General features: G+C 48.9%; 19 protein-coding genes and 1 pseudogene. 8 read left to right on the top strand and 12 right to left on the bottom strand.

The genetic code is table 11. The features are described from left to right. Positions 1 to 9: 9 nt before the first annotated feature. The 10 genes from C4S74_RS07740 to C4S74_RS26455 form a co-directional block, all read right to left on the bottom strand. On the bottom strand, positions 10 to 645 hold the full coding sequence (locus tag C4S74_RS07740; RefSeq protein WP_103994758.1) for a hypothetical protein: 636 nt from the start codon (positions 643 to 645) through the stop codon (positions 10 to 12). A 12-nt stretch (positions 646 to 657) separates the two neighbouring features. Beyond that, positions 658 to 1,239: a phage tail domain-containing protein gene (locus C4S74_RS07745; protein ID WP_103994759.1), complete on the bottom strand. Its 582-nt coding sequence runs from the start codon at positions 1,237 to 1,239 to the stop codon at positions 658 to 660. Beyond that, on the bottom strand, positions 1,236 to 7,052 hold the full coding sequence (locus C4S74_RS07750; RefSeq protein ID WP_103994760.1) for a phage tail tape measure protein: 5,817 nt from the start codon (positions 7,050 to 7,052) through the stop codon (positions 1,236 to 1,238). Before C4S74_RS07750 ends, C4S74_RS07745 begins: the two co-directional genes overlap by 4 nt. A 47-nt stretch (positions 7,053 to 7,099) precedes the next feature. Continuing rightward, complete coding sequence (locus C4S74_RS26450; protein ID WP_181024339.1) at positions 7,100 to 7,270, bottom strand: hypothetical protein; 171 nt, start codon at positions 7,268 to 7,270, stop codon at positions 7,100 to 7,102. Beyond that, positions 7,263 to 7,742: a hypothetical protein gene (locus tag C4S74_RS07755; RefSeq protein ID WP_103994761.1), complete on the bottom strand. Its 480-nt coding sequence runs from the start codon at positions 7,740 to 7,742 to the stop codon at positions 7,263 to 7,265. Before C4S74_RS07755 ends, C4S74_RS26450 begins: the two co-directional genes overlap by 8 nt. 115 nt (positions 7,743 to 7,857) lie before the next feature. Beyond that, positions 7,858 to 8,634 carry a hypothetical protein gene (locus tag C4S74_RS07760; RefSeq protein ID WP_103994762.1) on the bottom strand — a complete coding sequence of 259 codons (777 nt, stop codon included), beginning with the start codon at positions 8,632 to 8,634 and terminating at the stop codon, positions 7,858 to 7,860. Positions 8,635 to 8,695: 61 nt separating this feature from the next. Continuing rightward, positions 8,696 to 9,415, bottom strand: a complete 720-nt coding sequence (locus C4S74_RS07765; RefSeq protein WP_103994763.1) for a hypothetical protein — start codon at positions 9,413 to 9,415, stop codon at positions 8,696 to 8,698. 208 nt (positions 9,416 to 9,623) lie between these two features. Beyond that, a complete protein-coding gene (locus C4S74_RS07770) occupies positions 9,624 to 10,454 on the bottom strand; it encodes a hypothetical protein (protein WP_103994764.1) in 831 nt (276 codons plus the stop codon). Between the two features lie 11 nt (positions 10,455 to 10,465). Next, a complete protein-coding gene (locus C4S74_RS07775) occupies positions 10,466 to 12,862 on the bottom strand; it encodes a hypothetical protein (protein ID WP_181024340.1) in 2,397 nt (798 codons plus the stop codon). Positions 12,863 to 12,989: 127 nt separating this feature from the next. Continuing rightward, complete coding sequence (locus tag C4S74_RS26455) at positions 12,990 to 13,157, bottom strand: hypothetical protein (protein ID WP_181024341.1); 168 nt, start codon at positions 13,155 to 13,157, stop codon at positions 12,990 to 12,992. A 236-nt stretch (positions 13,158 to 13,393) separates the two neighbouring features. Here C4S74_RS26455 and C4S74_RS07780 point away from each other — a divergent pair, with 236 nt between their 5' ends. The 5 genes and pseudogenes from C4S74_RS07780 (at position 13,394) to C4S74_RS07800 (ending at position 17,200) form a co-directional block, all read left to right on the top strand. Further along, positions 13,394 to 14,506 carry a tyrosine-type recombinase/integrase gene (locus C4S74_RS07780; RefSeq protein ID WP_103994766.1) on the top strand — a complete coding sequence of 371 codons (1,113 nt, stop codon included), beginning with the start codon at positions 13,394 to 13,396 and terminating at the stop codon, positions 14,504 to 14,506. Positions 14,507 to 14,565: 59 nt separating this feature from the next. Further along, positions 14,566 to 14,772: pseudogene (locus C4S74_RS07785) on the top strand (YunC family protein); the annotation flags it as partial. Between the two features lie 373 nt (positions 14,773 to 15,145). Next, entirely contained in the window at positions 15,146 to 16,447 is a 1,302-nt protein-coding gene (locus C4S74_RS07790; RefSeq protein WP_103994833.1) for a transcriptional regulator, read from the top strand. 336 nt (positions 16,448 to 16,783) lie between these two features. Then, on the top strand, positions 16,784 to 17,008 hold the full coding sequence (locus tag C4S74_RS07795; protein WP_103994768.1) for an aspartyl-phosphate phosphatase Spo0E family protein: 225 nt from the start codon (positions 16,784 to 16,786) through the stop codon (positions 17,006 to 17,008). Positions 17,009 to 17,020: 12 nt separating this feature from the next. After that, entirely contained in the window at positions 17,021 to 17,200 is a 180-nt protein-coding gene (locus C4S74_RS07800) for a hypothetical protein (protein WP_103994769.1), read from the top strand. Between the two features lie 186 nt (positions 17,201 to 17,386). On the opposite strand, the gene C4S74_RS07805 is transcribed toward C4S74_RS07800, so the two are convergent. Continuing rightward, a complete protein-coding gene (locus tag C4S74_RS07805; RefSeq protein ID WP_103994770.1) occupies positions 17,387 to 19,066 on the bottom strand; it encodes a fibronectin type III domain-containing protein in 1,680 nt (559 codons plus the stop codon). A gap of 339 nt (positions 19,067 to 19,405) precedes the next feature. Between C4S74_RS07805 and C4S74_RS07810 the strand changes: the two genes are divergently transcribed. Continuing rightward, on the top strand, positions 19,406 to 19,636 hold the full coding sequence (locus C4S74_RS07810; RefSeq protein WP_258042425.1) for a hypothetical protein: 231 nt from the start codon (positions 19,406 to 19,408) through the stop codon (positions 19,634 to 19,636). Positions 19,637 to 19,761: 125 nt separating this feature from the next. Here C4S74_RS07810 and C4S74_RS07815 read toward each other — a convergent pair whose 3' ends face one another. Then, positions 19,762 to 20,739 (bottom strand): aldo/keto reductase family oxidoreductase, encoded by a 978-nt coding sequence (locus tag C4S74_RS07815; RefSeq protein WP_103994771.1) that lies wholly within the window; start codon positions 20,737 to 20,739, stop codon positions 19,762 to 19,764. A gap of 236 nt (positions 20,740 to 20,975) precedes the next feature. On the opposite strand from C4S74_RS07815, the gene C4S74_RS07820 reads away from it, so the two are divergent. Both C4S74_RS07820 and C4S74_RS07825 read left to right on the top strand, forming a co-directional pair. Further along, complete coding sequence (locus C4S74_RS07820) at positions 20,976 to 21,464, top strand: DinB family protein (protein WP_103994772.1); 489 nt, start codon at positions 20,976 to 20,978, stop codon at positions 21,462 to 21,464. Positions 21,465 to 21,688: 224 nt separating this feature from the next. Continuing rightward, complete coding sequence (locus C4S74_RS07825) at positions 21,689 to 21,994, top strand: hypothetical protein (RefSeq protein ID WP_103994773.1); 306 nt, start codon at positions 21,689 to 21,691, stop codon at positions 21,992 to 21,994. Positions 21,995 to 22,232: the final 238 nt, after the last annotated feature.

Below are 22,232 nucleotides of genomic sequence, written 5' to 3' on the forward strand. Positions count from 1 at the left end.
AATCATCACCTACTCGATTTTTCCGAAAGGGCGGAATTGGCAGGGAGTCCCCTGTTCTTCCCAAGTTGCAATGGGGTAGGCGATCCAGGTGACGTTGTTGTCGACCGTTGCCGCTCCCTCGCTGGCAATCCAGTTCGGTTCGAAATTAAAAGAAAGCCCCGCTATCGTGCAAACAAAAAAGTACCCGTTGGGCACTTTGGGAACGACGATATCATGGTGGGCATAGTTTTTGGCGGGTGCCCAGGTCGTCGAGTTTTGGGTATCATCGACGGTCCCCTGCGCGGTCACGGGAAATGACGGCTCGTGAACGCCGCTGGTCCCGGGATGAGTGCACTTGTAATAGTGCCCGTTATCCACGGCGGGAACGACAAGATCGCCCGCCCGGTATCGGCGGAAGCTTTGCCATGCGGGCGCCGCCTCTCCGAAGCGGAGATTGATCCACCCGGCATAACCTCCGGCCTTGAGGTCGGTATTCCAAATGCGGTGGCCTTTCTTGTAAATCCCGCTTACCGGAATCGTATCGGCAGCTTTCTCGCTCGCTTCATCAAGGATGCGAAAATTTTCCGCGAGGTCCAGAATGGTTTGATGCTGTTCGTCAGTCAGCTCCGGTCTAATGAGCTGCAAATGTTGAGTAAAAGTGGACATTCAAGCACCTCCTTAATCGATCCATCTTTTGTTGGCGGGTACTGAGGCCCACGTTCTTTTTCGGGGATCGAGTATAATTTTGTCCAGTTGATTGAGGATAACTCCGTTCAAGGTTCCCTGCTTAAATGCAGACTGTTCGATCCGAATCGGCGATTCATCCCATTCGTAGAGCCTTGAAGTGTACTTGGGGGAGTAGGCGTAAGGCCCGTCGCATCTCATCGTCAGGCGGATATAGCCTTGATTGGCCCCGTTGTGAAGAAGCTGGGAGCCGGAAACCGGCATGCAGTAATAAATATGCTCGGGATTGGCTTCCGTATAAAACGGCTTGTAATAGTCCACGTTCAGCCAACGGGCGACTTTGCGAAGCTGTTCTTCGTCATAGCGGTTTTCAAATGCGAACGTCAGATCGAACGTCAATGGAGAAGAGGAAACACCTTGAAAATAAGGATGTGCCCGTCCGCGGACGCTGTCTTCCTGCAGGGAACGCTCGGCTAGAAACGTTTCTTCGTAAAAACCGGTATCCATGCCACAGTTAATGAGTCCCATATCGACCGAGTAGAGGCCGTCGAAATAAAAGTGCATCGCTTCCTTCATGTCTGGATCCGAACTCCTCTCGCTTCAAGTCCGTTGATAAAGTCAAGCGCAAACCGTTTGCCGGCGCCCGGTTCCTTCACATCGGCCGGAATGGTGATCTCCACCTTTTGGATGCTGGTGTTGGTATTCGACGCGGTCGCGAGGGCAAAAGGATTCAACCTGCCGAAGTCGAACGACTTCACTCCGTCGATAATGGAGCGGGTCAGATCGACTACTTTCAAAAGGTTCGACGTATCCGATTGAGCCAGAACGATTTCCTTCTGGTCCAGCAGCGCTACTTTGGGCCCCGTGCCGAAGGAAGGGGTCATTCCCCCCGTGTCAAAACGGGCGGCTGCTTCAAGCTCCGCATGTGTATAGTCATCGGATTTGATCTTGTATTCTTCTCGTAAGTCAGCATTCTCCTTTGCGGCATCGAACCTTTGCCGATCGGATGACTGGGGATTTTCGTAGATTTCTTTATTTTTCAAATATTTATCAAAAATCTTATCCGGCATATTGAACGGGTTTCGATAATTGTAAAGATCCACTCCACCCGGAGTTACGTAGGTTCCCGTCGCGGGATTGTATTGGATGTTAATTCCTCTGCGACGCAACTCCTCCATATATACCTGGTTGGCCTGATGGTACCCTTCCTTTTTCGAGGCGTCAGTTGTCTTGTTATAAGCTTCGCTGTTGCTCTGCATATTTTTAAGAATCTCGTCTACCGAGAGCGGGGAGGAGATGGTAGGCTTATAACTCAGCTTCTCGACCTCTTTAAGCTTCCCGATCAGAACGTCGAGCTGCTTGATGAGATTGTTTTCGATACTGGCAGATGTTTGCATAAAAGTGGAAGCCATGGTTTCGGAAGTTGTTTGCAAATCCGTCGAAAACTGAGTGATTTTGCTGAGGAGATTATCCGAAATGTTAACACCGATCGTCGTCATATTGCCGTTGATGAAGGCGCTGAAAGCATTAAGCTCCTTAGTCGCTTCCGCAATATTTCCTTTCAGGATATCCGAACGAATCTGGGCGAATTTCTTCTCGTTATTGATTTGCTCCTCGTAGCGCTTCTCCTCGGCCTCTTTTCTATCATCCAGCTTGTCTTTTTCTTCCTCGAATTTCTTGTTTTCGAGCTGAGTTTCTTCATCAATGTATTTCTTTTTGTTATCTAGCTGTTCCTGAAGACTTTTCTTCTGCTGCTCCCGGTCGCGATTGGTCGTTAAATCTTCGATTTCGGCCGTTTTATCAGCCAGTTGTTTTTCCAGCTCGGCGACCTTGGCTTTGCCTTCAACGGTCGTATTCAGTGCACGCTTCTTAATCTCATTAATTAAGGCGTTTTTTTCCGAGGTCAGCTTGCCAAGCTGTTTGTTATAGTCATCCAGACTGGCTTTATCGTCGATGGCTTTGAGCTGCGCATTGATCAGATCCTCATGCTTGCGCATTTCTTCATCCAGCATGCTCATTTTTTCTTTATGAGCTTTTTCCAGTGCCTTGCTTTCTTTCTCAATTCCGTCCAGGGCGACTTCTTTTTGTTTGCCGTACATCTCTTTGTAAAAGCTGATGACTTCATCGGCCAGCTTGCCCGCCTGAGCTTTAAGACCTTGGCTTGTGCTGTTCAAGGCGATCTCAAGATCGAGCTGATTCTTGATGGAGGTTTGCAGCTGTTTGTTGAAATCCTCCCACTGAACCTCCGTCAAACCGGCGGTTTTCATCTGTTCCTCAAGGGTGAGCTGCACCTGCTTCTCCGCAGCAATCTTGCTCTGGATAATCGTTCCCTGGTTGATCATCTCTTTGCTGTAATCCGCCGTTCCTTCTTCCAAAGCTTCCATGCGTTTCTTGGAAACGTCCAGCATGTCCGAATATTTCTGAACCTCCAGCGCCGCTTCTTTAACGGTACTCTGTGCTCTTTTGTAAGCCGCTTCGCTGATCTCGTTCGATATGTTCATCGCCAGCTTTTCGTTTTCTTGGATGAGGTCTTTTTCCTTCTGAATCTGTTCGGGAGTCAGCTTGCCGGAGTTGATGTTGTCGCGGGAATTCTTTAACTCCGCGTCGATTTTTAATTTTTTTTCATTGGCAAGCAGAAGCTCGTTGCTTAAGTCCCTGCGGTAATTTTCACCGGTCTCCAGATGGGTTCCCATACTGTTCTTAATCTTTTCAATGGAACTGTCGAGATGCCCGAGCGAGTAGCTGAGACCGTCTTTGCGCAGACGAAGGAGGGAGTCGTACGAATTGTTCAGGGCTTCCGTCATCTCGTTAATTTTGTCACCGTTGGCGTTGTATGCGTTCTTGAGCATTTGAAGCTTATCGAACAAGCGCTGCACTTCGTCCTGTTCCTGCTTGATCTGTTCAAGTTCCTTGTTCTTCGACTCGTTGGACCTTCCCTTGGCATCGTGTACTTGCTGGGAGCGGACTTCATACGATTCCATCACATCGGAGAATGACTTCGTTCCCTCGTTATTGGGGTCGAACCACGTATCGAAGTAATCCTGGTTGCTCAAGGAGCTTTTGTTAAAGCGTGCCCCTTCCGTGCGGACGGTATCGGCTTGTCCGCGCATCTTATCGTTCGCCGCATTAAGCTCTTCCAACGATTTCTTCTGGGACTCGTAGAGGCGGGTGGTTTCCGCAATCGCATCGTTATAGTTCTTGTTCTGTTCATGCAGCTTGATCTTCCGTTCGATCTGGTCATTGACGCGTTTGCGCGCTTCGTGTTCCTGATTGAACGTGGTGATAAGCTCCTTGGTCCTATCTTTCTCTTCCAGAGCGTCTTTAAGCGCTTCTTCTTGCTTGGCGGGGGAGGAGGCGGAGGAACTTCCGCTGCTCTTGTTTTTGCCGGATACCCCGAAAGAAGGGGAGTTGATGAGCTTCTTTAATGCTTCTATTTGTTCATTAATAGTGATGTAGCTTTCATAAGCATTTATAGCTCCATCGAATTTAGGATTGACTACAGCATCAACATAGCCTTGCTTTATAGCTCCCCATATACCCTTACTGGGAGTGTTAAACTTTTGCTTGGTTTCAATAAGCTCCGCTTTTTTTTTCTTTGCGTCTTCAATCGATTGTATCCCGCTGGCTTCGATCCCATAAGCTTGAAGACGAAGCAGGGAGTTATGCAGTGCTGCCGCGGATGATTTTTTTTCCTGCTCCAGATCGCTGATTGCTTTCTCTGCTTTCTTTTTCCGTAGTGCCTCGAGAGCATCCATCTCAATAGTGTATCCGTTTGCTGTTTTGATGATATGCCCGCTTAATTCGGGATATTTGATAATAAGTTCGGCTATCGCATCGGCAGAATACACTTGTTTGTCTTTGACGTCGCTTATTAGCTGGTTAAGGGGCCCGAGTTCTTCCTTCGCCTTTTTGGTAAGCTCGGAGAGGTCTTTAAAGCCCGAACCTTGCCGGTCTAAAACGGCGCCGTTTTGAGCCATCGAAGAGAATGTCTTAGCAAAGTTTGTTTTGAAATCAGCTAAAACGGTCGTGCCTTCTTTTGATACGCCATTTAAAGAAGTTAGCTGTCCAATCGAATCATTGATAGACTTAGATGTAGCTTCAAGATCGGCTTTCAGTTTGGTGTTATTCGGATCGTCTTTTAACTGATCTTTTAACTCTTTATACCGTTTAATTAAGCTGTCGAGTCCACCGGTGCTGGACATCTGGGCAATTACATTATCCATGGATTTAAAGCTTTCAGACGGATCGATATCGGAAAAGGAGAGTGCTTTAGCCACTTGAGCAGCGACTTGTCGGGACTCGTCTGTCAGGGTTCCGCCGGAATCATTGATTTGATTAGATAGAGCTTGAAATACATCGGCGGAGTTTTTCTTAAGTTCCTGGCTGGCGTTCTCTGAACTTTCCATCCAATACGCCAGATGAGATTTATAGTATTTTAAATTTTCTTTGAGATTCTCAATTTCTCTGGATGAAAAATTGCCGGAGGATGATTTTGAAACAATCTGCTCTTCTGTGTTTTTAATGTATGTTTGATATTCGGAAATTTTTTCCGCAGCGGTGTCTTTTTTTTTGATGGATTCTTTAACGTTTTTACGAATCGAGTTCCCGTTGCCTTCGACCTGATTTCTTAAAATTTGAGCTTCCGCTTCTTTTTGTCTTTTTAATTCTTCAATCCGCTCTTTAATTAAAGTGGTGCTGTTGGAGTATGCAACACCTTGAGCATCTATACCGGTTGCAGAAACTCCGTATACATTAACCAGATCCGTTTCGATCTTGTGGAGTCTTTCTTTCTCGGCAGCGGTAAGTTCAGCCTTAGAACTTAGTTTGTCGTATTCCGCACTTAATCCGGACAACGATGAAATATTGGAATCAATAGCGTTAGCGGATTTATTGTATTCATCCGAGAAGTTTTTTGTTTCTTCGCTTAATGAGAAGAGTCCTGAAATCAATTTCTCCACAACGACGCTTAAAGCTGCTACCCCAATGCCGATAAGGGTTGAGGCCGCAAAACTCCTTATTGCCACTTTGGCAATATCAAGAGCGGCAGACATACTCCCTAAAACACCTGTAAAAAAAGTTCCTTGAACGGCAGCTGTCCTAAAACTCGAATTAAGCATGAGTACGGCAGCCGAAAAACCGCCCAACAACAGGGGAATAGGTCCTACTAAATCCACGAAAGAACTTAGTATATTTATCCCTAAAGCCATGACATTCATGAAGGTCACAATCGACTCGGACTGGAAAGAATTTTGCCACAGTCCTTCCAGTGCAACCTTAAATCGGTTAACAGCGGCTTCGCTGCCTTCCTGCCACTGGGAAAACTGACGCTGGGTAATGCCTGCCGAATTTAAAGCACCTTTATAATACTGGAGGCTGTCTCCATAGCTTTCCATCAAGCTAATAAATCCTGCTTGTTGGCTAGTACCGGCAACGGTAGCCGCGACATACGATTTCTGCTTGGCCGTGAGTCCTTCCCATTTGCCCCCAAGTTCGTCCATGACGTCTCCGAAATTCCGGAAATTCCCTTTGTTATCCGTCAGTTTAACGTTAACGTCGGCTAGTGCCTTCGTCACTTGGTAAAGCTGAGTATTATCTTCTTTATCGTAGCCGGTTTTTTTGAGCGACTGCATTCTGCTCAGAATTGTTTTGACTGAATTACCGATGGAAGAAGCAGAATCTTTTGTTTTAGAGGAAACAGCGGTTACCCAGGAACCAACTTTTTCAAAGTTAATCCCGATATCTCCGGCAGATCCGCCTATAATTTGCATGGCTTCACTGATTTCACCGGCTGAAGATGAACTGGCGTCGCCCAAGTAGGTTAACACGTCTGAAGCACGCACCATATCCACGTTCATCGCCGCCACAGCGGTTGATAATATTTTGGTGGATGCCGCGTAATCCAGATTAGAAATTTTGGCAAATCGAATGGCATTTTCCGTTTGTTTAAACATTTCCTGCTGGCTTAGCCCTTGTCTGGCGTATTCGACGGCTACTTTAGCAACATCTGTGGAGCTCACGCTCATTTTTTGTCCAAGGGATTGTATGCGGTCTCCGTATTTCTGTACGTCTCTCTGGCTTTCATTAAAGACCATGGATAGCTGAGTCAGCGATTTGTTAAGATCATTAACGTAGGTTATACCCGCTTTTAAAAATAAAAACGCGGCTTCCAGAGGTTCCGAGCCCGCTAGGGTTTTAAATATGCTTGTAAATTTCTCCTTGAACTTTTCCGCAAAACTCTTCGTCTGTTCTTTATCCTCGGCAAGTTCGATCTTAACTTTCAAAGTTTGGAGAGAAGATTTCTCCTGAATGACTTTAATCATTCGGTTAATTTCAGCTAAGGATTTATCCGGATCTACTGAGAGCACGGTTACGATATTTAAATTGTTCATTTCGTCACTCCTTTCTAAAGATTGTTAAGCCCCGATTGTGTTTTCCGTCATTTCCCGGCCGTTTCGGCCGAATCGGAAACAGACTCATCCAAAGGCTGATGCAGGACTGTCCTGATCTCATACATGGCATCCTGCTGATCGAAGCCTTCCAGAGGAGTTTTGTTCAAAAACTTCAACAGGTTCATCACCATATTGGGCGAAAGCTCATATCTAGGCATCGGCTTGGCCTCCCGCGGGGGAATCGGCTGCGAAGTCTTTTTGCAAAGATGCATCCACTTCTGCCGTCAAGCTTGTGATGCTGCGCTGTATTTCCTCGAATACGCGCTCTACCTCGGAAAGTTCGAAAGCATCCATAATGGTATCCAAGTAATTGGCGTCTTTGAGCTGACGAAGCATATCCAGATGCTCTTCGTAGGTCTTGGCGTTGGTCTCAATGGAAGTAAAATGCCGGATGACAAGCGCAACCGTAAGTCCCATTGCGGCACCCGCGTCAAAAGGTTTGGCTTCTTTCATGGCCTGCTGCATAAGGCCGATAAATTCGGCCGTTAATTCATTGACCTTGGACGGCCGAAAAACAACATCCAGGTCAAGCTTGGATTGATCCAGCACGATTCGTTTTTTGTCTTTATAAACCTGGTTGTTCTGTCGTTTGACCTGCGGCAAGGACAAGTTCTTTTCTTTCTTGGTCATAATGGCACAGCTCTCCTTATCGGTTAAATAATCGGATTCAAGAACCCGCTATCCAAGTCCCTCAAGCTCGTTATTTAAAAAAAGGACAGAGGGAAGCCCTCTGTCCGGTCTGTTCTTAATCTTCGTGCACGATCATGTCGTATAGAGTATCTACGCCGTTCACTTTAACCGGGAACACGTCGAATACAAGCGTCAAGCTGCTCGGGTCGCCGGTAGGGGAGTTCGTGATGGTGAAGTTAGGCTGAAGCTTCGCTTTGAAGTACTGAAGCTGAGCGGAGACCATTTCGCCGGAAACTTCATCCGCATACACGGTGTCGCCGACCAGAAGCACATACGGAGGGAATCCTTTGGCGGTAAAGGACAGCTTGTGCGCGTCCGTAGCCAGCTGACGGTAGTAAACTTCGACTTCCGCACCAATGGCGACACTGGCCGAAGCGGCAAGCTTCAGCGTATTCGTCGTAACGGTTTCTACGTCCTGACCTTTGCCGAGCACGCCGTTGACGTATTCGAATACGGCTACGTCTTTATTGGTGCCCACTGGAGTCTTGCTCAGCTTGATTTGTTTCTTGCCTGTGCCGTCGTCTTCGACTTTCAGCACTTCACGTTTGTAAATTTCATGAGAGCCCGATACGATATCTTCGCCGGCCAGCATGGCAAGCTGCTGCATCGTGAAGATCTTGGTTTCGATCGTGACTTTGGTTTCTTTGTCACCGTGCCATGCGATGCGGCGGGCATTGCCGGCACCGCCGCGTGCGTACACCGTAGCGGCTGTGTTTTCCGTCTGGGCGGAAGTGGCGTAGTCCATTGAGAGAAGCGGGGCTTTCGTCGCAAAGTTGAAAATTTGAAGATCCATGATTTCTCTGGATCCGTAACGTCCGAGATTAAGTGCCATAATAGTAAATCCTCCTAAGATTGTGGTTGTTTGTTTTTTTGGGATAGTCTTTCTAGCGGGGTTATAAACGGCTTTTTACTAGCCATTCGGGCAGCTGCTCGTCTTTGCCCAGATAACCGTTAGCCCACACCCGGAGCAGGCGGGTATGCTGTTCCTTAAGGTTTAAACGTTCAAATTGTTCGTAAACCTGGTAAATGGTCAGCTGGCTGACGTTGAAAATATGGATCCCGTTTCCGTCGGCATTGCAGAGGATGGACAGAATGTCTTTGAGACCCAGCGAATCGGATGTGTTTGTTTTCTTGTACTGATCTCTCAATTTTTGCAGCTTGTTGTACATCTTTTTGGCTTTGTCGTTTTTGAATGAAACCGTCTGCTTATCCTGATCCGAAATTCCGTTGGTCTCCTGAATAACCGAAATGAAATTTTTATAGTTCTTTCGGTTGACCGAGGTATCGTTTGTTCCGTAGAATCCGCTTCTCTCTTCATCGAAAACAATCGGTTGTTTCGTAAAGAAGGAGAGCGCTTTGGCGATCTCATTACGAATGGGAACGGAGGCCGTCAACAGTTCGAAGGCATCCGCCTGCTGCAGAAGCTCAACGTTTGGCTCGGGCATCCGTAGCAGGTATTTCAGCACGTTTTCTTTGTTAAAAGTGGCAAGCGTCAAATAGATGTTGTAAGCAACTTCGCCCAATTCGGCGATTTCATGGATCGTGGGAGAGTGGATAGGCAGACCCAGCACATCAACAGGTTTTCCTAAAAAAATACCGAGACGATTGTCCATTAGATAGCTCTACTCCATGTACATGATAGTTTGTTGCTGCAAGAGGGGAATCACCTTCCTTTCGAAGTGCCGGCGAACTTTAAAGGAATCGGGAATACATAAAGGGAAGCGGGAGAGCTTCTTGAAAACAAAAATACACCCGTCCATTTAGGTGTATTATTGTAATTATTTATTTTATTCCCATTCTGATAAATACCGGATAACGACTTCACTTCTTTCTTTTTCGATTCATGCTCTGCGTCTGCCACTGAAGCTGCTTGCCTCGTTTGCAAGGATCGCAGTACTGCTTTTTGCTGCTCTTATAGATGAACTCTTCACTGCAAACGATACAGGGTTTCCTCTTCAAGGGCTTCGGCCTGCGGTCACGGATATAGTTCAGCATGTATCCCGTCAGGCACCTGCAAAAGTATTTGATCGCATAGTTATCTTCACTCCACCCGTCTATGGAAGCTTTTATTTCCCAACCGTGCCTGGATTCATATTCTTCTATAGTTACATAGTTGTCCATAATGCGCCGGATAAACCCGTTAATAAGTTCTTTATATTCCGCCCAGGACAGCTCCAGTTTATTCTCCAGGCATTGCTTACGGATACGCTCAGCCGCCGCTAATTCCCTGCGTATATTATCCCGGATGGTTTCAGCGTCTACATTTTCATCGTCTTTCAGTTTCTGAACGGCTTTGTAATATTCTTTCTTGGGGGTCTGCAGACAGGCATAGTAGGTTTTATCATAATAAACATCGGGATCGCAGAGCCGCGCATATACATTATTCACATGGATGCGGATGTAATCGACAGGTTCCAGACTGCCTTTATAGTAGCTTTTGGCCACTGTATAAAGAGTCCGGTTGTATTCCGAGAACAAATCCGCCAGATCCGGACACTTCCCAAGCAGGGAAGCATCTACTTTAAAGGTGTAAAACCTGGAATAATTTTTTGAGGTGCAGCCGCTTTGCCACAGAAGGCGGATAAATTCACGGGCAAGCTCTTCCTTATGAGAGGAAGCGGCGTAATCTTCCAGAAGCTCGTTAAGAAACATCGGATCGTCCTCTATTCTTCTATCAATTTGTAATACTTGCCAAGGAACTCGTAGGCCCCTTCTTCGGTGGGATCGGCTTTAATAATCGTACTTCGCCTGCCATCCGGAGTGTTTCGTTTTAAATTTTCCAGCATGATATCACCGAAAACCGACCAGCATAAAATTTTGTCTTCCATCACCGTCCGATAGGAGACCTTGATAAAATAATTGGCAAGGAGCTGCTGCTCAACCGGGATGTTGCGAATCTCCTCGTGATAAGAATCCATTATCCGGCCCAAATCTTCTTCCTCGGCGATAGCGTTCCTGAGATCGGTCTTGAAGCGGTTTAACAGCCGCTTGATCTGTCTCATGAGTTCCTGGTCCGTCAGCGCCACTTCGTGATCGATCAGCAGATCGCCGTTGCTGCCGGCCGAGCGGTCCCAGATCAGATTTTTCCGCTCCCACTGCGCGGCGTAATCGCACAGTTCGTTTAAAGCGGAAGGAGACCTGAATGCGTTAAGCGGAATTTTATCGTTGTCGCCGGCCGTTTTGTTCGCTTCCCTTATTTTGTTGTAGACCTCCAATTTCTTGGGATAGTTATAGAGAAGGAAGTAGGGAATCTTCTTCATGTAAGTCCGGAGATGCTTGCTGAGCGTCCATCTGTACCCGGTTTTGATAAAATCGATTTCTTTGCCCTGATACAGACGGAGAAGAGAAATGTTGTCCTCGTTTCTTTTGCGCGAATTCTCATCTTCTGTTACCTGATTCAAAATGGCGGTCGCGATATTGGTAATCTCTCCGATGCGGTTGTCGCGGCTGTTGCATTCATAATGAAGAATGTTTTCCGCATTGTATTCGACCGGGGTGACCGCCTGCTTGTCATCCATATCGACCACGATGGGCTTGTCTATTTTGCTGCCGATAAGAATTTCATTCGTGGTGAGGAAGAAGCTGTCTCCGTCCTCATCGGCGCCACCCTGTTGGGGCAGCGTAAGATCGTGAATATTAATCATGCATAAATCTTGATCTTTAAAATATTTCAAGTATTTATTTGTTATCTCGTTACGGACCAAATGCACCTTATTCACTTCCGACGGATCTACAAGCGGACTTCTGAAAGAGAGACATTCACCGTCTCGAAGCGACGGAGCGTAGAACTGCCCCGCATCCAAGCAGCCTCTTACGTCAAGATCGGCGCAGTATTCGAGATAACCGATAATATCTCCGACGATGATATGATAGAAGCCTTCGGTGTAAATTTTTCCGTATTTCATTTGGGTAATGGCTTTGTTTAATTTTCTTTTTAATAGATTCCGGAAAGGAGGGTCCGTGAGCATCCGGTCGTTAATAAGAACGGCCTGGATGTATTTGCTGGTCAAAGAGTTGGTGTCTGTATCGTGAATGCCAAGAAACTTGAGGGTATAAAATTTGTCGCCCTTGATGATTTTTTCGAACAAATCGGTGGTGTATCTTGAAAGCTTGATAATTTTACCGTGGTTGTTCTCATCGAGAAGATCGTAATCCTTATCGGGTTGTTTAAATTGCTTGGAATAGGCGGGATTGTTCAGATCGAGACACTGCAAATATTGAAAGTTCAGCTTGGCATAGACGGGAATGTCTTTCGTGTGGTGAGTAAACTTGCTGAGGCCGATCTGGTACCCGTACGTTTGGAGCCGCTCCAGGTATGTGGTCCAGGCTTTGTCGCCAAACTCCTCTTTGAAGATTCCGTAGGCTTTCCACATGGAAACGTTCCAGATGCAGTCGATCTTCTCCACGGGATGCGACTTTCCGAAAATATCCTGCACATGGGTAATCCCCTGATCCCGGTAAAAGTCACGGATCGGCGCCTCTACACTCATGCCTTTCAAAAAAGGAAGACGGATTTGATAGCCGGCGGGGGTATAGTCCAAGCCTAGAGCCTGGCTGAAGGCTTCACTCATTTCTTTGGTATGAACGCCGAATCCGTCAAAAGGGGATAGAGCGACATCATGGCAGCCTTCCTCTATCAGCTTCTGATTTTTGTACACTTTTGTTTCACCGGTTGAAGCGTCCGTATACTCCTTATCCTGTATGGAGGCATAACGGACATGCCGGGCGGGCAAAATCTTCTTATATTCGTCCACCATTACGATGTAAGGGAGCTTATCTGTTTCAAAGAATTGGCAGGAGCTGAAGATCAGGCAGCGGTAGCTTTCATATTTGGGAATAACGCACTGTTTCACCGGTATCCCCAGTTGGCTGCGTTCCATGAGAGCGGCATAATAAGCTTGATCCACAAATACGGTCATTCCGTCCTTGGCCTGCGACGAACTTTTGCCGAACCGGACAAACCGCCGGCCGTTATAGCGGAAGCCTTCATTAATCAGAACCGCAAGAAGCTCCAGATTTTTCGGGGTATGTTTAGCTTCTACGATGATCAGTTCGTTCACCCGTTCCCGCTCGCAGCCCTTTATAATGTGTAACTGCCGAAGGAGGGGAGAGTCCTGCTGCTTGACTTGACAGCTTTTCTCTTCAAGGGCACTTAATTTTAAATCGTAGTTTGATTTGTGAATATCTTTAATATTTATTTTTAATAGTGTGTAAGTCTTTTTTATGTTCACCGTAAGCTCCCCTTTTTTTCGCTTTTCTGGCGATTGCATCTGTCTTCTTTACTGCCTGTTCCTCCAGGGTGCCGTCATAGTACTGGTCCTGCCAAGTACGGATAGAAAATCCGGTCATTTTCATGAGGTCCTCCTCCTTTCTTCCAAGATATAGTAAGGCGACATCCAAATCATAGCATATAAAGTAAAAAAATAAAATAAAAATCACGAATTATTTCTTTTGTTGACCGCCTTCGGAATGGGACAATTTATCACCATCATAAACATGAACCGGAAAAGAGTGATTCGTCGTAACAGGCGGAGACTTAAGGAATGGCGGAAGAATCGGCATTAAAGCTAAAAGACTGCGGGGAGGTTCGAATGGCCTCTATATTTAAAAACAGCAAAACGGAGAAGTGGGAGTTCGTATTTGACTACTACAAGGACGGAAAACGCAAACAAGTCAGGCGCAGGGGATTCAGGACGAAGCGGGAAGCCGGCGAGCACATGGTCGATTTACAGAAAGCGGTCCGGGATCAGGCATATATCGAGCCCTGCCGAATGACGATCGACGAATTTCTCGCTTACTGGCTTCAGCACATCAGAAAGTTTCAGTGCGAGGAGACGACTTATTACAACAACCGGTTGTATGTGAAAAATCATATCGGACCCAGAATCGGCCACGTCAAGCTCCAATGTTTGGATGATCATACTTGCCAGCAGTTCGTGAACGATATGCACAAAGACGGCTTTGCCCGGAATACGATCGACCGCGTCGTATCCGTACTCAAGCAGTCGCTCGATAAAGCCGTCGATCTGAAAATAATGAAGCAAAATCCGATGAGAAAAGTCGCTTTGCCCCGGGCAGTCAGAAAAGAAGCGGCTGTGTGGACCGTGGAGCAGGCAAATACGTTTTTGCGGAACACGAGAAACAGCCGTTATCACTGTGCATACTCTCTTGCGCTGCTTACCGGTATGAGACAGGGCGAGATTCTCGGCCTGAGATGGAAGGATATACATTTCGACAAGAAAATCCTGACCGTCAACCAGCGGCTGACCAACTACGGGAAAACGATTAAAAGCGGAGCCAAAACTTCGGCGGGCGTCAGAACGATTTCGCTGCCGGACCGGTTAATGGATGTGCTGAATAAGCAGCGGGATTATTACGAGAGCGTAAAAAAAGAACGGGGCATCCGGTTCATCGACATGGATCTCGTTATTTTTAATCTTACCAACGGAAAACCGGTCTACCCTTCCAACTTAACCAAACGTTATAAACAGGATGTAAGTCTAGCAGGACTTCCTCATATCCCTTTTCATTCCATGAGGCACACCCATGCGACCCTGTTGATTGAGCAGAATATTCACGTAAAATTGATATCGGAGCGTCTCGGCCATTCGAAAATAGGAGTAACCCTGGATATTTACAGCCATGTATCGCCAAGCATGCAGAGAGAGGTCGCAGACCGGATCGATACGATTCTAAGTCCGTGACCGGCTTGTGACCGGTCCGAATTTGGTAAAGACTTGAGAGGGTTGCAGCGCGGAGGAAGGGCGGCTATATCATGTGCGGAGCACTTGATGTCGCCCTGCTGAACGAACGGCTGAGCGACCGGCAGATTATCGCCGCCCGGGCCACAGGTGTGAAAACAATCGGCGAGCTGCTCGACGCTCCGCTGGAATCCGTTACGCATACGGCCGAGGAAATGGGGATCTACGCGGGCATGACCGGCCGTGACGCCATACTTAAAATGATGTAGGACACGGGAAAGTGTCGGGTGCGGGTACTGCCGCTGCGCAGGTGCCCGCATCCTTTTTTACGCGGAAAAATAGGTCTGCGAAACGGCTTCATCTAATTGTCCCCGCACAAGATTTGAGGTATAATTCCCATGTAATGGAAAAAATGAACAGTTTGTAAATGCGGTACGGGTATACATACCGGCTGCCTGTTTTGGCGGATAATTCTCTTGCCAGTTCTTCTATCGTTTTATTGACCTGTGTCTTAATTTTAATAGCTTCGATTCGTGAATGGGACAAGTACGGAATCTGTGGTTTTCGGGAAGCGGTGATGGTTTGGAGACAAAAACAATGTCGATTCGCAATCAATTGAAGAGCTATCTGGATCGCCGGCAGATGACCATTAACCAGTTTGCGGAAATATCCGGCATCAACTCCGGTACGTTAAGCATTATACTGCACGGGAACCGTCCGATCGCCATGCAGCAGCTGGACCGGATGACGGCCGGAATGGGGCTTGGCGAAGGCCATTTCTATGACTTATACATTGAAGAGTGTTTTTTTCATTCCAATCCGGATTGGCGCAGGTTGGGGCCGCTTATCCACCGCTGTGCGGAGCTCGGCAAACTAGACTGCCTTCTGCGGGTTGTACGGCTGATGCTGGAAAACCTCTCTTATCTTCCCTTGTTATTCGAGACAGCCGAGCAATTTCATTCGGAGGGCAGAAAAGAGGCGGCCGTGCTTTTGTACGAGTCTATCGCCGAAAGCGAGAAGTACCAGCATTCCGAAAGACTGGCGCTTTGTCAGTACCGGCTGTTTACCCTTGCGCTCGGAGACGATTTGCGGGCTAATTTACGGGCGGCGACTTTATTTGAAAACTACGTGTCGAGGCTGGACGTGGCGGATCAGCTGGATGCGCTTAATCAATTGGCCTATGTATTCGGGACGCTTTACGAATGGGAGAAGGTCGATGAGCTGGCTAAAGAAATGCACCGGATTGCGACCATTCAGTACCGGCTCGAACCGGCTTCGGAGCGCGGCGGGGAGAACACGAGACGGCCCAAGCGCCCGCTTTGCTATTACATTCTGCAGGCCCTCTTGATCCGTTCCGTGGTATGCGAGGAGCGGGGGAGGTTCGATCAGGCGCTGCATTACGTTTCGTTGTATGCGGCACCGGACTGGGTCCGGAATGAATCGGATGAGGAACAACGCATTGTCGAACAGTTCAGGGGATGGGCGGTAGCGAACACCTACTTGTATCGAATCATGTCGGGAGACCTCACGGTTCTGCCCGAATACATAAACTGTATCGCCTCCCGCGAGGACGATATTTTCACGGCACTGTGCAAAATCGTACAAACCGCCAATCGTTACGGGTATGAAATCGACGGCATTCTGCAGCGTTTTTCCTCGCATCTTCCTTATCAAACCTACCAATCCGAATTCGGCGAATATAACAAGCCCGTTATGAAAGAGCGGTACGCCCGGTTTTTGAGCGATTTGGCGGCTTATCATTTGACTAGAAATCGTAGAGAAGGTATAAAGTTTATACTGCACGGATTGGAATTTTCTGTTAGAATAAATAGTGAGAGAAATATTATTCAATCTATGGCGCTTTTTGAAAGATTTAGGCATTTGGCAAGTGTCGAAGAAAAGAACGAATTCAAACATTTAGTGAATGAGGTGCGATTAGGATGAAAAGAAAACTATCGGTTTTGCTCGTGCTGTCAAGTGTGGCAATCGCTGTTCTGGCTCCAAGTACGGGATTCTCAGCGCAACCGCAGACGCAAGTACATAAGATCGTACAATTGGGGCATGGCTGGGGAAATTAATCCGGCAGATGAAAAGAATAGCGGCAGTGAGACATTCCCGGTTTTCCGGGAGTGTCTTTTTTTTATGGGAGAAGGAACTGGCAAAGAAAAGAAAGAGTAATGTCATTCGGAAGAAATCCTATAATTTAACAGAAGGATGTAAAATATGACAAGAAGAGTGTTGGAGTCAGGTTTTACATATGACCAATAGGAGAGTATGAAGATGGATACCATTCATCAACATATTGAGGAAATTCGCAGAGAAATGATGCGGCTGGCCGGGGAGCACGGATTTTCCGATTCCAGGGTTTTACGAAAATCGCAGGAATTAGACCGGGTGTTGAATAACTATCAGCGGGAGAAACACAAAACCAAGGAGCAAAGTTATCCGGGTATGCTCCATCTGAAACTCTCTTCTGTAACGGGTTCCGCCGAATTTATGAATTAGGAGACTATCCGTATGCCTGCTTCGATCATGGAATTAATGCATTCCGAGCAGCTCATCATTGTGGTGTTTTTGATGTGGGTGCTCATAAGCGCCATGTTTATGGTCTTTCATCTGGACGGTAAAAAAAACAAACGTACGCGCGATGACGCCGATCGGAAGCAAGAAGAGCCGCCTGAGCATAGGCATCCTTGAAAGCAGCCAGGCGGCTTTTCTAACGCAAACCGCTCCCAAACATCTGCGGATATATAAGAGGCTCTCTCTGTGCGCTCCGATTTTCTTCGGGCGTTTATTTGTGTTGGACGCGAAAAAAAGCGGTTACCCTGCGCGAAAAGACGCAGAAGTAACCGCTGCCTGCAAGTTGCCGTTAGGCCGTTTCCGTTACGGAGTCAGCTTCGGCAGGGTAGGAATCGTCTGGTTGCAGTCGCCCGCCAGAGGCAGGTTGCGGCACACATACTGGCCTGCACTGTTCTCGGTGGCGCCGTCCGAAGGGGCCGGCTGATGAACGCGCTGCTTCCACAGCTGCCAGAGCATGAAGCCGTCGGTCGATTTGCCTTTGTTCTTGACGTATTTGACGAGCGTCTCCACATTGTAGTAAGCGGAAGCGACGTTGTTCTGGCCGTTCAGCATCTCGGCGTCATAAACGGTTCCCGGCGCCGCATTCAGCTTCAATACGGCTCCGCCGGAGCCTTCGGGCGCAATCTGCAGGCCCATGTTGATCGTCCCGCCGTAGATGGCGCGGTACGATTCGTAGCCTTCGCGAGGATCGTAATAGACGCCGCCGTCGTAGGACATGAGATTGATCATGTCGATTTTGCTGCCGTGATCTTTCACGATGCGGTACATCGTGCCGCCGAACGGCGAGCCGTACTGCACTTTGCCCTCTTCAAACGGCGTGCCTTTCACGTAGTAGGCTCCCGTGGACCAGCCGGCGATGGAGATTTTCAGCTTCGCGCCACGTGCCTTGATCTCGTTGTACAGGCTGTTGATGATGCCGGCGATTTCGGCGTCTTTGGAACAGCTGAACGATTCGGCCGCGGCTTTGTTGCAGTTGCTGCCGCTCGACTCCCAGTCGATATCGACGCCGGAAGCGCCGAGATCCAGCGCAAGGTCGACGACATGCGGCGCGTTGAAGTTCGCCCACTGGCTGCCTTGGCTGTAAGACCAGCCGCCGACGGAGAGCCACGTATCCGTTCCGCGCGCGTCGAGTGCGGCGATATTGCTGCGGAGATCCTGGGCCTGCTGCGGCGTGAACTTCAGCTGGCCGCGGCCCGTAGTGGCGCCTTCCACGAATTCAAAGCCCGCAACCTCCTGATCGAAGGCGTAGGACCCTTTCACATACTTCGTGTCGGGTCTGGCGAAAGACAGGTTGATATCCGTGATGTAATTCGGGATGTTTTCCAGCTTCAAATCGTAGACGCTGGTGTTCCATGTACTGGCATAGGCGACGTACCTGCGGTCCGGGGAAGGCGACGTTCCGCCTGCCGGCGTCGTAACGCTGACCGGAGCGCTCGCGGCCGAAACGTTGCCGGCCGCGTCCTTCGCCTTCACGGTGAAGCTGTAGGCCGTCGAGGCGGTCAGGCCGGTGACGAGGGCCGTCGTTCCCGTCACGCTGGCGGCAAGAGCCGTCCCCTGATACACGTCGTAGCCCGCCACGCCGACATTGTCCGTCGAAGCCGTCCATGACAGGGAGACGCTTGTGCTCGTGGAGGCGCTTGCCTTCAGCCCCGAAGGAACGGAAGGCGCCTGCGTGTCCGTCGTTCCGCCGCCTCCGCCGGAGCTGCAGTCGCTCACATATTTCCAGGCGCCCCAGGTGTTCGCCGCGTTGGGCTGTTCTCCCTGCGTCCACCATTTGGCTTCGAACGTTTTGCCCGAATAGGACACTCTTTTGCCGGCCGTGTAGGCGGTCGTAGAACTCCAGGCGGGATCCTGGCATACAGCCGCCGCCGTACCGGCCGCGCTGGCTTGACTGGAAGCCAGCGCAGGCACGACACCGAGGCCAAGCGTGAAGGCGAGGGCAAGGTGCATCATTTTTTTGCGGGGGATTGTGTAAGAAGTCATCAATAAGTACGCTCCTTTTTAATTGAAATAAGTGCGGGGTTCAGCGGATAAGTGGGTTGGTTATGCCTCCTTTCCAAACGGGCGAGGGCCTTGAAAAATCGTGTACAGACAAGAACCCTCTTAAAATGTAAACGGTTCCAATACGCAATTTTATTATCCCATGACGGCATGTCCCGATTAAGGATAAAAACCTATTATGGAGGGGGGAATTTCGACAAAGTCTTTTTAATGGTAAAATATACCTAACGTAGGGTGAGGATGAAGTTGCCGGTTAACTGTTAATGCGGTGAAGACAGGAGGGGGATTGCGCCGGAATCCGGAGAGAGAGGAGCGGGTAAAATGAGCGGAGGCAAGTGGCTGTACCGGGTGGTGGAGCTTCTCCTTATGGCGGGTTTGCTCTATTTGGTAAGAGTATATATGAGCGTTTATCTGGTGCGGTCCGTTGGCCTCTCGGATTGGCAGGCAGCGCAGGTTGTGTGGATTATTCTGATCGTATGTGTGCTCGTGTGCGCGGCGATAGGCATTCTTCAGGGATTGCAGACGTATCTTAAGAAAAGGGGCAAGTTTTAAACGATAAGCCTTCAGGGGGAAACGTGATTATTTATTTAACCTGAATGATACGCTCCGGGGCCCTTTTCTTGCTGCATAAAAAAACCTCCGGTCTGCCTGGGCAGCCCCGGAGGTTTTTGAAGTGCTTAAGGAAGGAAGCTTCCTCTTGCACTGACGTAAAGCGAATACCATTCTTCGCGGGTCATGAGCTCCGCTTGGCGCTCCGCGTCCCGGCAGGCGGCGATGCGGTCCGCGTTGGCCGTGCCGATCACCGGCTGGATCATAGCCGGATGCCGCATGAGCCAGCCGAGTACGATGGCCTCGCGCGTGGTCTCTTTCTCATCCGCAAGCCTGCCGACGAGCTCCGCCGTCTTGCGGATGTGCTCCGGCTCCGAGTCCCCGAGGTTGCCGGAGAATTTACCCTGGGCCAGCGGGCCCCACGCCTGGATCTGGATGTCCTCCATCCGGCAGTATTCCAGCAGCCCCTCGGAGAAGTTCACCGAAGTGCCGGCCTTCTGGTTCACATGAACCCCTTGGTCGAGCCAGTCGTGGCGCGCCAGACTCATCTCCAGCTGGTTGACGGCCAGCTGATCGGGCAATGCGCGCTGGAGGAAGCGGATCTGGGCGGCGTTCATGTTGGACACCCCGAAATAGCGGACTTTCCCGGCGGCTTTAAGACGCCCGAACGCTTCCGCGACCTCTTCCGGCTCCATCAGCGGATCGGGTCTGTGCAGCAGCAGGACGTCGAGATAGTCGGTGCCGAGACGGCGCAGAATGCCGTCGACGGCTTCTCCGATGTAGGCTTTGGAGAAGTCGTACCGGCCGGGAACGTCCCCGTCCGCGAAGCGGATGCCGCATTTGGACTGGATCACCATTTCCTCGCGCAGGCCCGGCTTGTTTTTGAGGATGCGGCCGAAGGTTTCTTCCGCCTTTCCCCTTGTGTAAATATCGGCGTGGTCGAACATGGTAATGCCGATGGAAAGAGCGGCTTCGACGGCTTTCTGCGCCTGCGCTTCGTCTTCTTTGGTGACCGGATCGGAATTCCAGCCTCCGCCGAAAGGCATGCAGCCCAGTACGAGACGGCTGGCGTCCAGGCCGCGTTTTTTTAAGGGCAGTAGGTTCATCATTATTCCTCCTGTTGTAGGCAATGTGCGGCAGATGTATGTACGTTGTACATTATACCGAATGCGGAGGAGAGTTCCAAAAAAGAAAGGGAAAGTTCCGGAAATTTACCGGAGGATTCTTTTTCCCTTCATGTCCCGCGCAGCTTACCATCGTATGGAGCGCCGTCGTTGGTGAAGGAGGACCTCTTTGTATTATACTGATAAAGAGATTAGTTCATTAAAGGAGGCTGACTAGTATGTTTACAAGTCTGGATGAATTTCAGCAGGAATGGAAGCATGAGGCAGCGTTGACCCGGAAAATTTTAAATACCTTAACGGACGATTCGCTCGACCAGAGCGTCGCTCTGGACCATTTCTCCCTCGGAGAGCTTGGATGGCATCTTTCTCAAGCTATGCACGGTGTTTTTACGGCGGCTGGCTTGAAGTTCGAGGGACCTGAGCGAAGCGCGGGAGTTCCCGAGTCCGCCAAAGAAATCGCCGATGTCTACGAGCAGACAAGCTCGAACCTGCTTCGGGCGGCGGGCGAACAGTGGACGGACGAGATGCTGAAGCAAAGCATTACCGTGTTCGGCCGGGAAATCACGATTCATGGCATCATGCGCTTCGTTATTCAGCACCAGGCTCATCACCGGGGTCAAATGACGGTTCTAATGCGCCAAGCGGGCTTGGTTGTTCCGGGCGTTTACGGCCCGAGCAAGGAAGAACGCGAGCAGATTGGCAAGTAATCGGCCGAAGCAAGCTTGAAGCAGGCGCGGAGTAATCCCGGAGTAACCCCGGAGTAACCCCGGAATAAGCCGTGAGCAAGCTATGAGGATCTACAAAACTTTGCCCGAGGCAGCGTACATAGTTTCTATTTGAGAACATCAAGTGATTACGCTTGGTGTTCTCTTTTTTAACCGGACAAAAAACTCATTCGGAATTTTCGGAACACCCGAATAAGGAGGAAATATTGACTTCTAAAAAGAGGACTTTCGGAGCGCTGTCGACGATTTTAAGTCTTGCAGGTGCAGGGATGCTTTTCATGAGTTACTCGGTTTCAACTACCCCTGATTCCGGTGAAGTGATGCTAATTAAATCTTTATTTTTTTCAGCACTGGGTTCTCTAGTTATCGGCATTCTTTTAGGTGTAGTAGGAATTGTAACAGGCGAAAGAGGATTCTTGAAATTCACCGGAATCTTAATCGTTTTACTAATGGTTGCAGGGTTCATAGCGGCTTTTTTGAGTATGGCTTTTTTAGGATTCAGAGAACCGTAAGTACTTATCCCGGTGAAGCAAGGCGTGCATACACAAACAAAAAGATATGGTCAGTAAGCTGCGGCCGTTTTCCGGTATTGTACCGGGAACGGTCGTCGATTTTCTTAACCATGGAACACTTTTAAGGGATTGCAGACCGCAAGCGGGTGAGGGACGGGTGTAAATGACACAACGTATGCATAACGTGCATGCGTTTTTTGCGTATTCACGGCGATTTGGTCTTTAGCAGACGTTCGAG

Origin of the sequence: Paenibacillus sp. UNC499MF, from assembly GCF_900107975.1 — a bacterium.
Taxonomy (GTDB): Bacteria; Bacillota; Bacilli; order Paenibacillales; family NBRC-103111; genus Paenibacillus_F.

What these genes read in the sequence shown, in the direction of transcription:
- C4S74_RS26455 (WP_181024341.1), bottom strand. Translation starts at nt 13,157, where the DNA reads ATGAAAATGACCGGATTTTCTATCCGTACTTGGCAGGACCAGTACTAT.
- C4S74_RS07815 (WP_103994771.1), bottom strand. Translation starts at nt 20,739, where the DNA reads ATGAACCTACTGCCCTTAAAAAAACGCGGCCTGGACGCCAGCCGTCTC.
- C4S74_RS07780 (WP_103994766.1), top strand. Translation starts at nt 13,394, where the DNA reads ATGGCCTCTATATTTAAAAACAGCAAAACGGAGAAGTGGGAGTTCGTA.
- C4S74_RS07740 (WP_103994758.1), bottom strand. Translation starts at nt 645, where the DNA reads ATGTCCACTTTTACTCAACATTTGCAGCTCATTAGACCGGAGCTGACT.
- C4S74_RS07795 (WP_103994768.1), top strand. Translation starts at nt 16,784, where the DNA reads ATGGATACCATTCATCAACATATTGAGGAAATTCGCAGAGAAATGATG.
- C4S74_RS07745 (WP_103994759.1), bottom strand. Translation starts at nt 1,239, where the DNA reads ATGAAGGAAGCGATGCACTTTTATTTCGACGGCCTCTACTCGGTCGAT.
- C4S74_RS07810 (WP_258042425.1), top strand. Translation starts at nt 19,406, where the DNA reads ATGAGCGGAGGCAAGTGGCTGTACCGGGTGGTGGAGCTTCTCCTTATG.
- C4S74_RS07800 (WP_103994769.1), top strand. Translation starts at nt 17,021, where the DNA reads ATGCCTGCTTCGATCATGGAATTAATGCATTCCGAGCAGCTCATCATT.
- C4S74_RS07770 (WP_103994764.1), bottom strand. Translation starts at nt 10,454, where the DNA reads ATGTTTCTTAACGAGCTTCTGGAAGATTACGCCGCTTCCTCTCATAAG.
- C4S74_RS07790 (WP_103994833.1), top strand. Translation starts at nt 15,146, where the DNA reads ATGACCATTAACCAGTTTGCGGAAATATCCGGCATCAACTCCGGTACG.
- C4S74_RS07805 (WP_103994770.1), bottom strand. Translation starts at nt 19,066, where the DNA reads ATGACTTCTTACACAATCCCCCGCAAAAAAATGATGCACCTTGCCCTC.
- C4S74_RS26450 (WP_181024339.1), bottom strand. Translation starts at nt 7,270, where the DNA reads ATGCCTAGATATGAGCTTTCGCCCAATATGGTGATGAACCTGTTGAAG.
- C4S74_RS07765 (WP_103994763.1), bottom strand. Translation starts at nt 9,415, where the DNA reads ATGGACAATCGTCTCGGTATTTTTTTAGGAAAACCTGTTGATGTGCTG.
- C4S74_RS07755 (WP_103994761.1), bottom strand. Translation starts at nt 7,742, where the DNA reads ATGACCAAGAAAGAAAAGAACTTGTCCTTGCCGCAGGTCAAACGACAG.
- C4S74_RS07760 (WP_103994762.1), bottom strand. Translation starts at nt 8,634, where the DNA reads ATGGCACTTAATCTCGGACGTTACGGATCCAGAGAAATCATGGATCTT.
- C4S74_RS07750 (WP_103994760.1), bottom strand. Translation starts at nt 7,052, where the DNA reads ATGAACAATTTAAATATCGTAACCGTGCTCTCAGTAGATCCGGATAAA.
- C4S74_RS07820 (WP_103994772.1), top strand. Translation starts at nt 20,976, where the DNA reads ATGTTTACAAGTCTGGATGAATTTCAGCAGGAATGGAAGCATGAGGCA.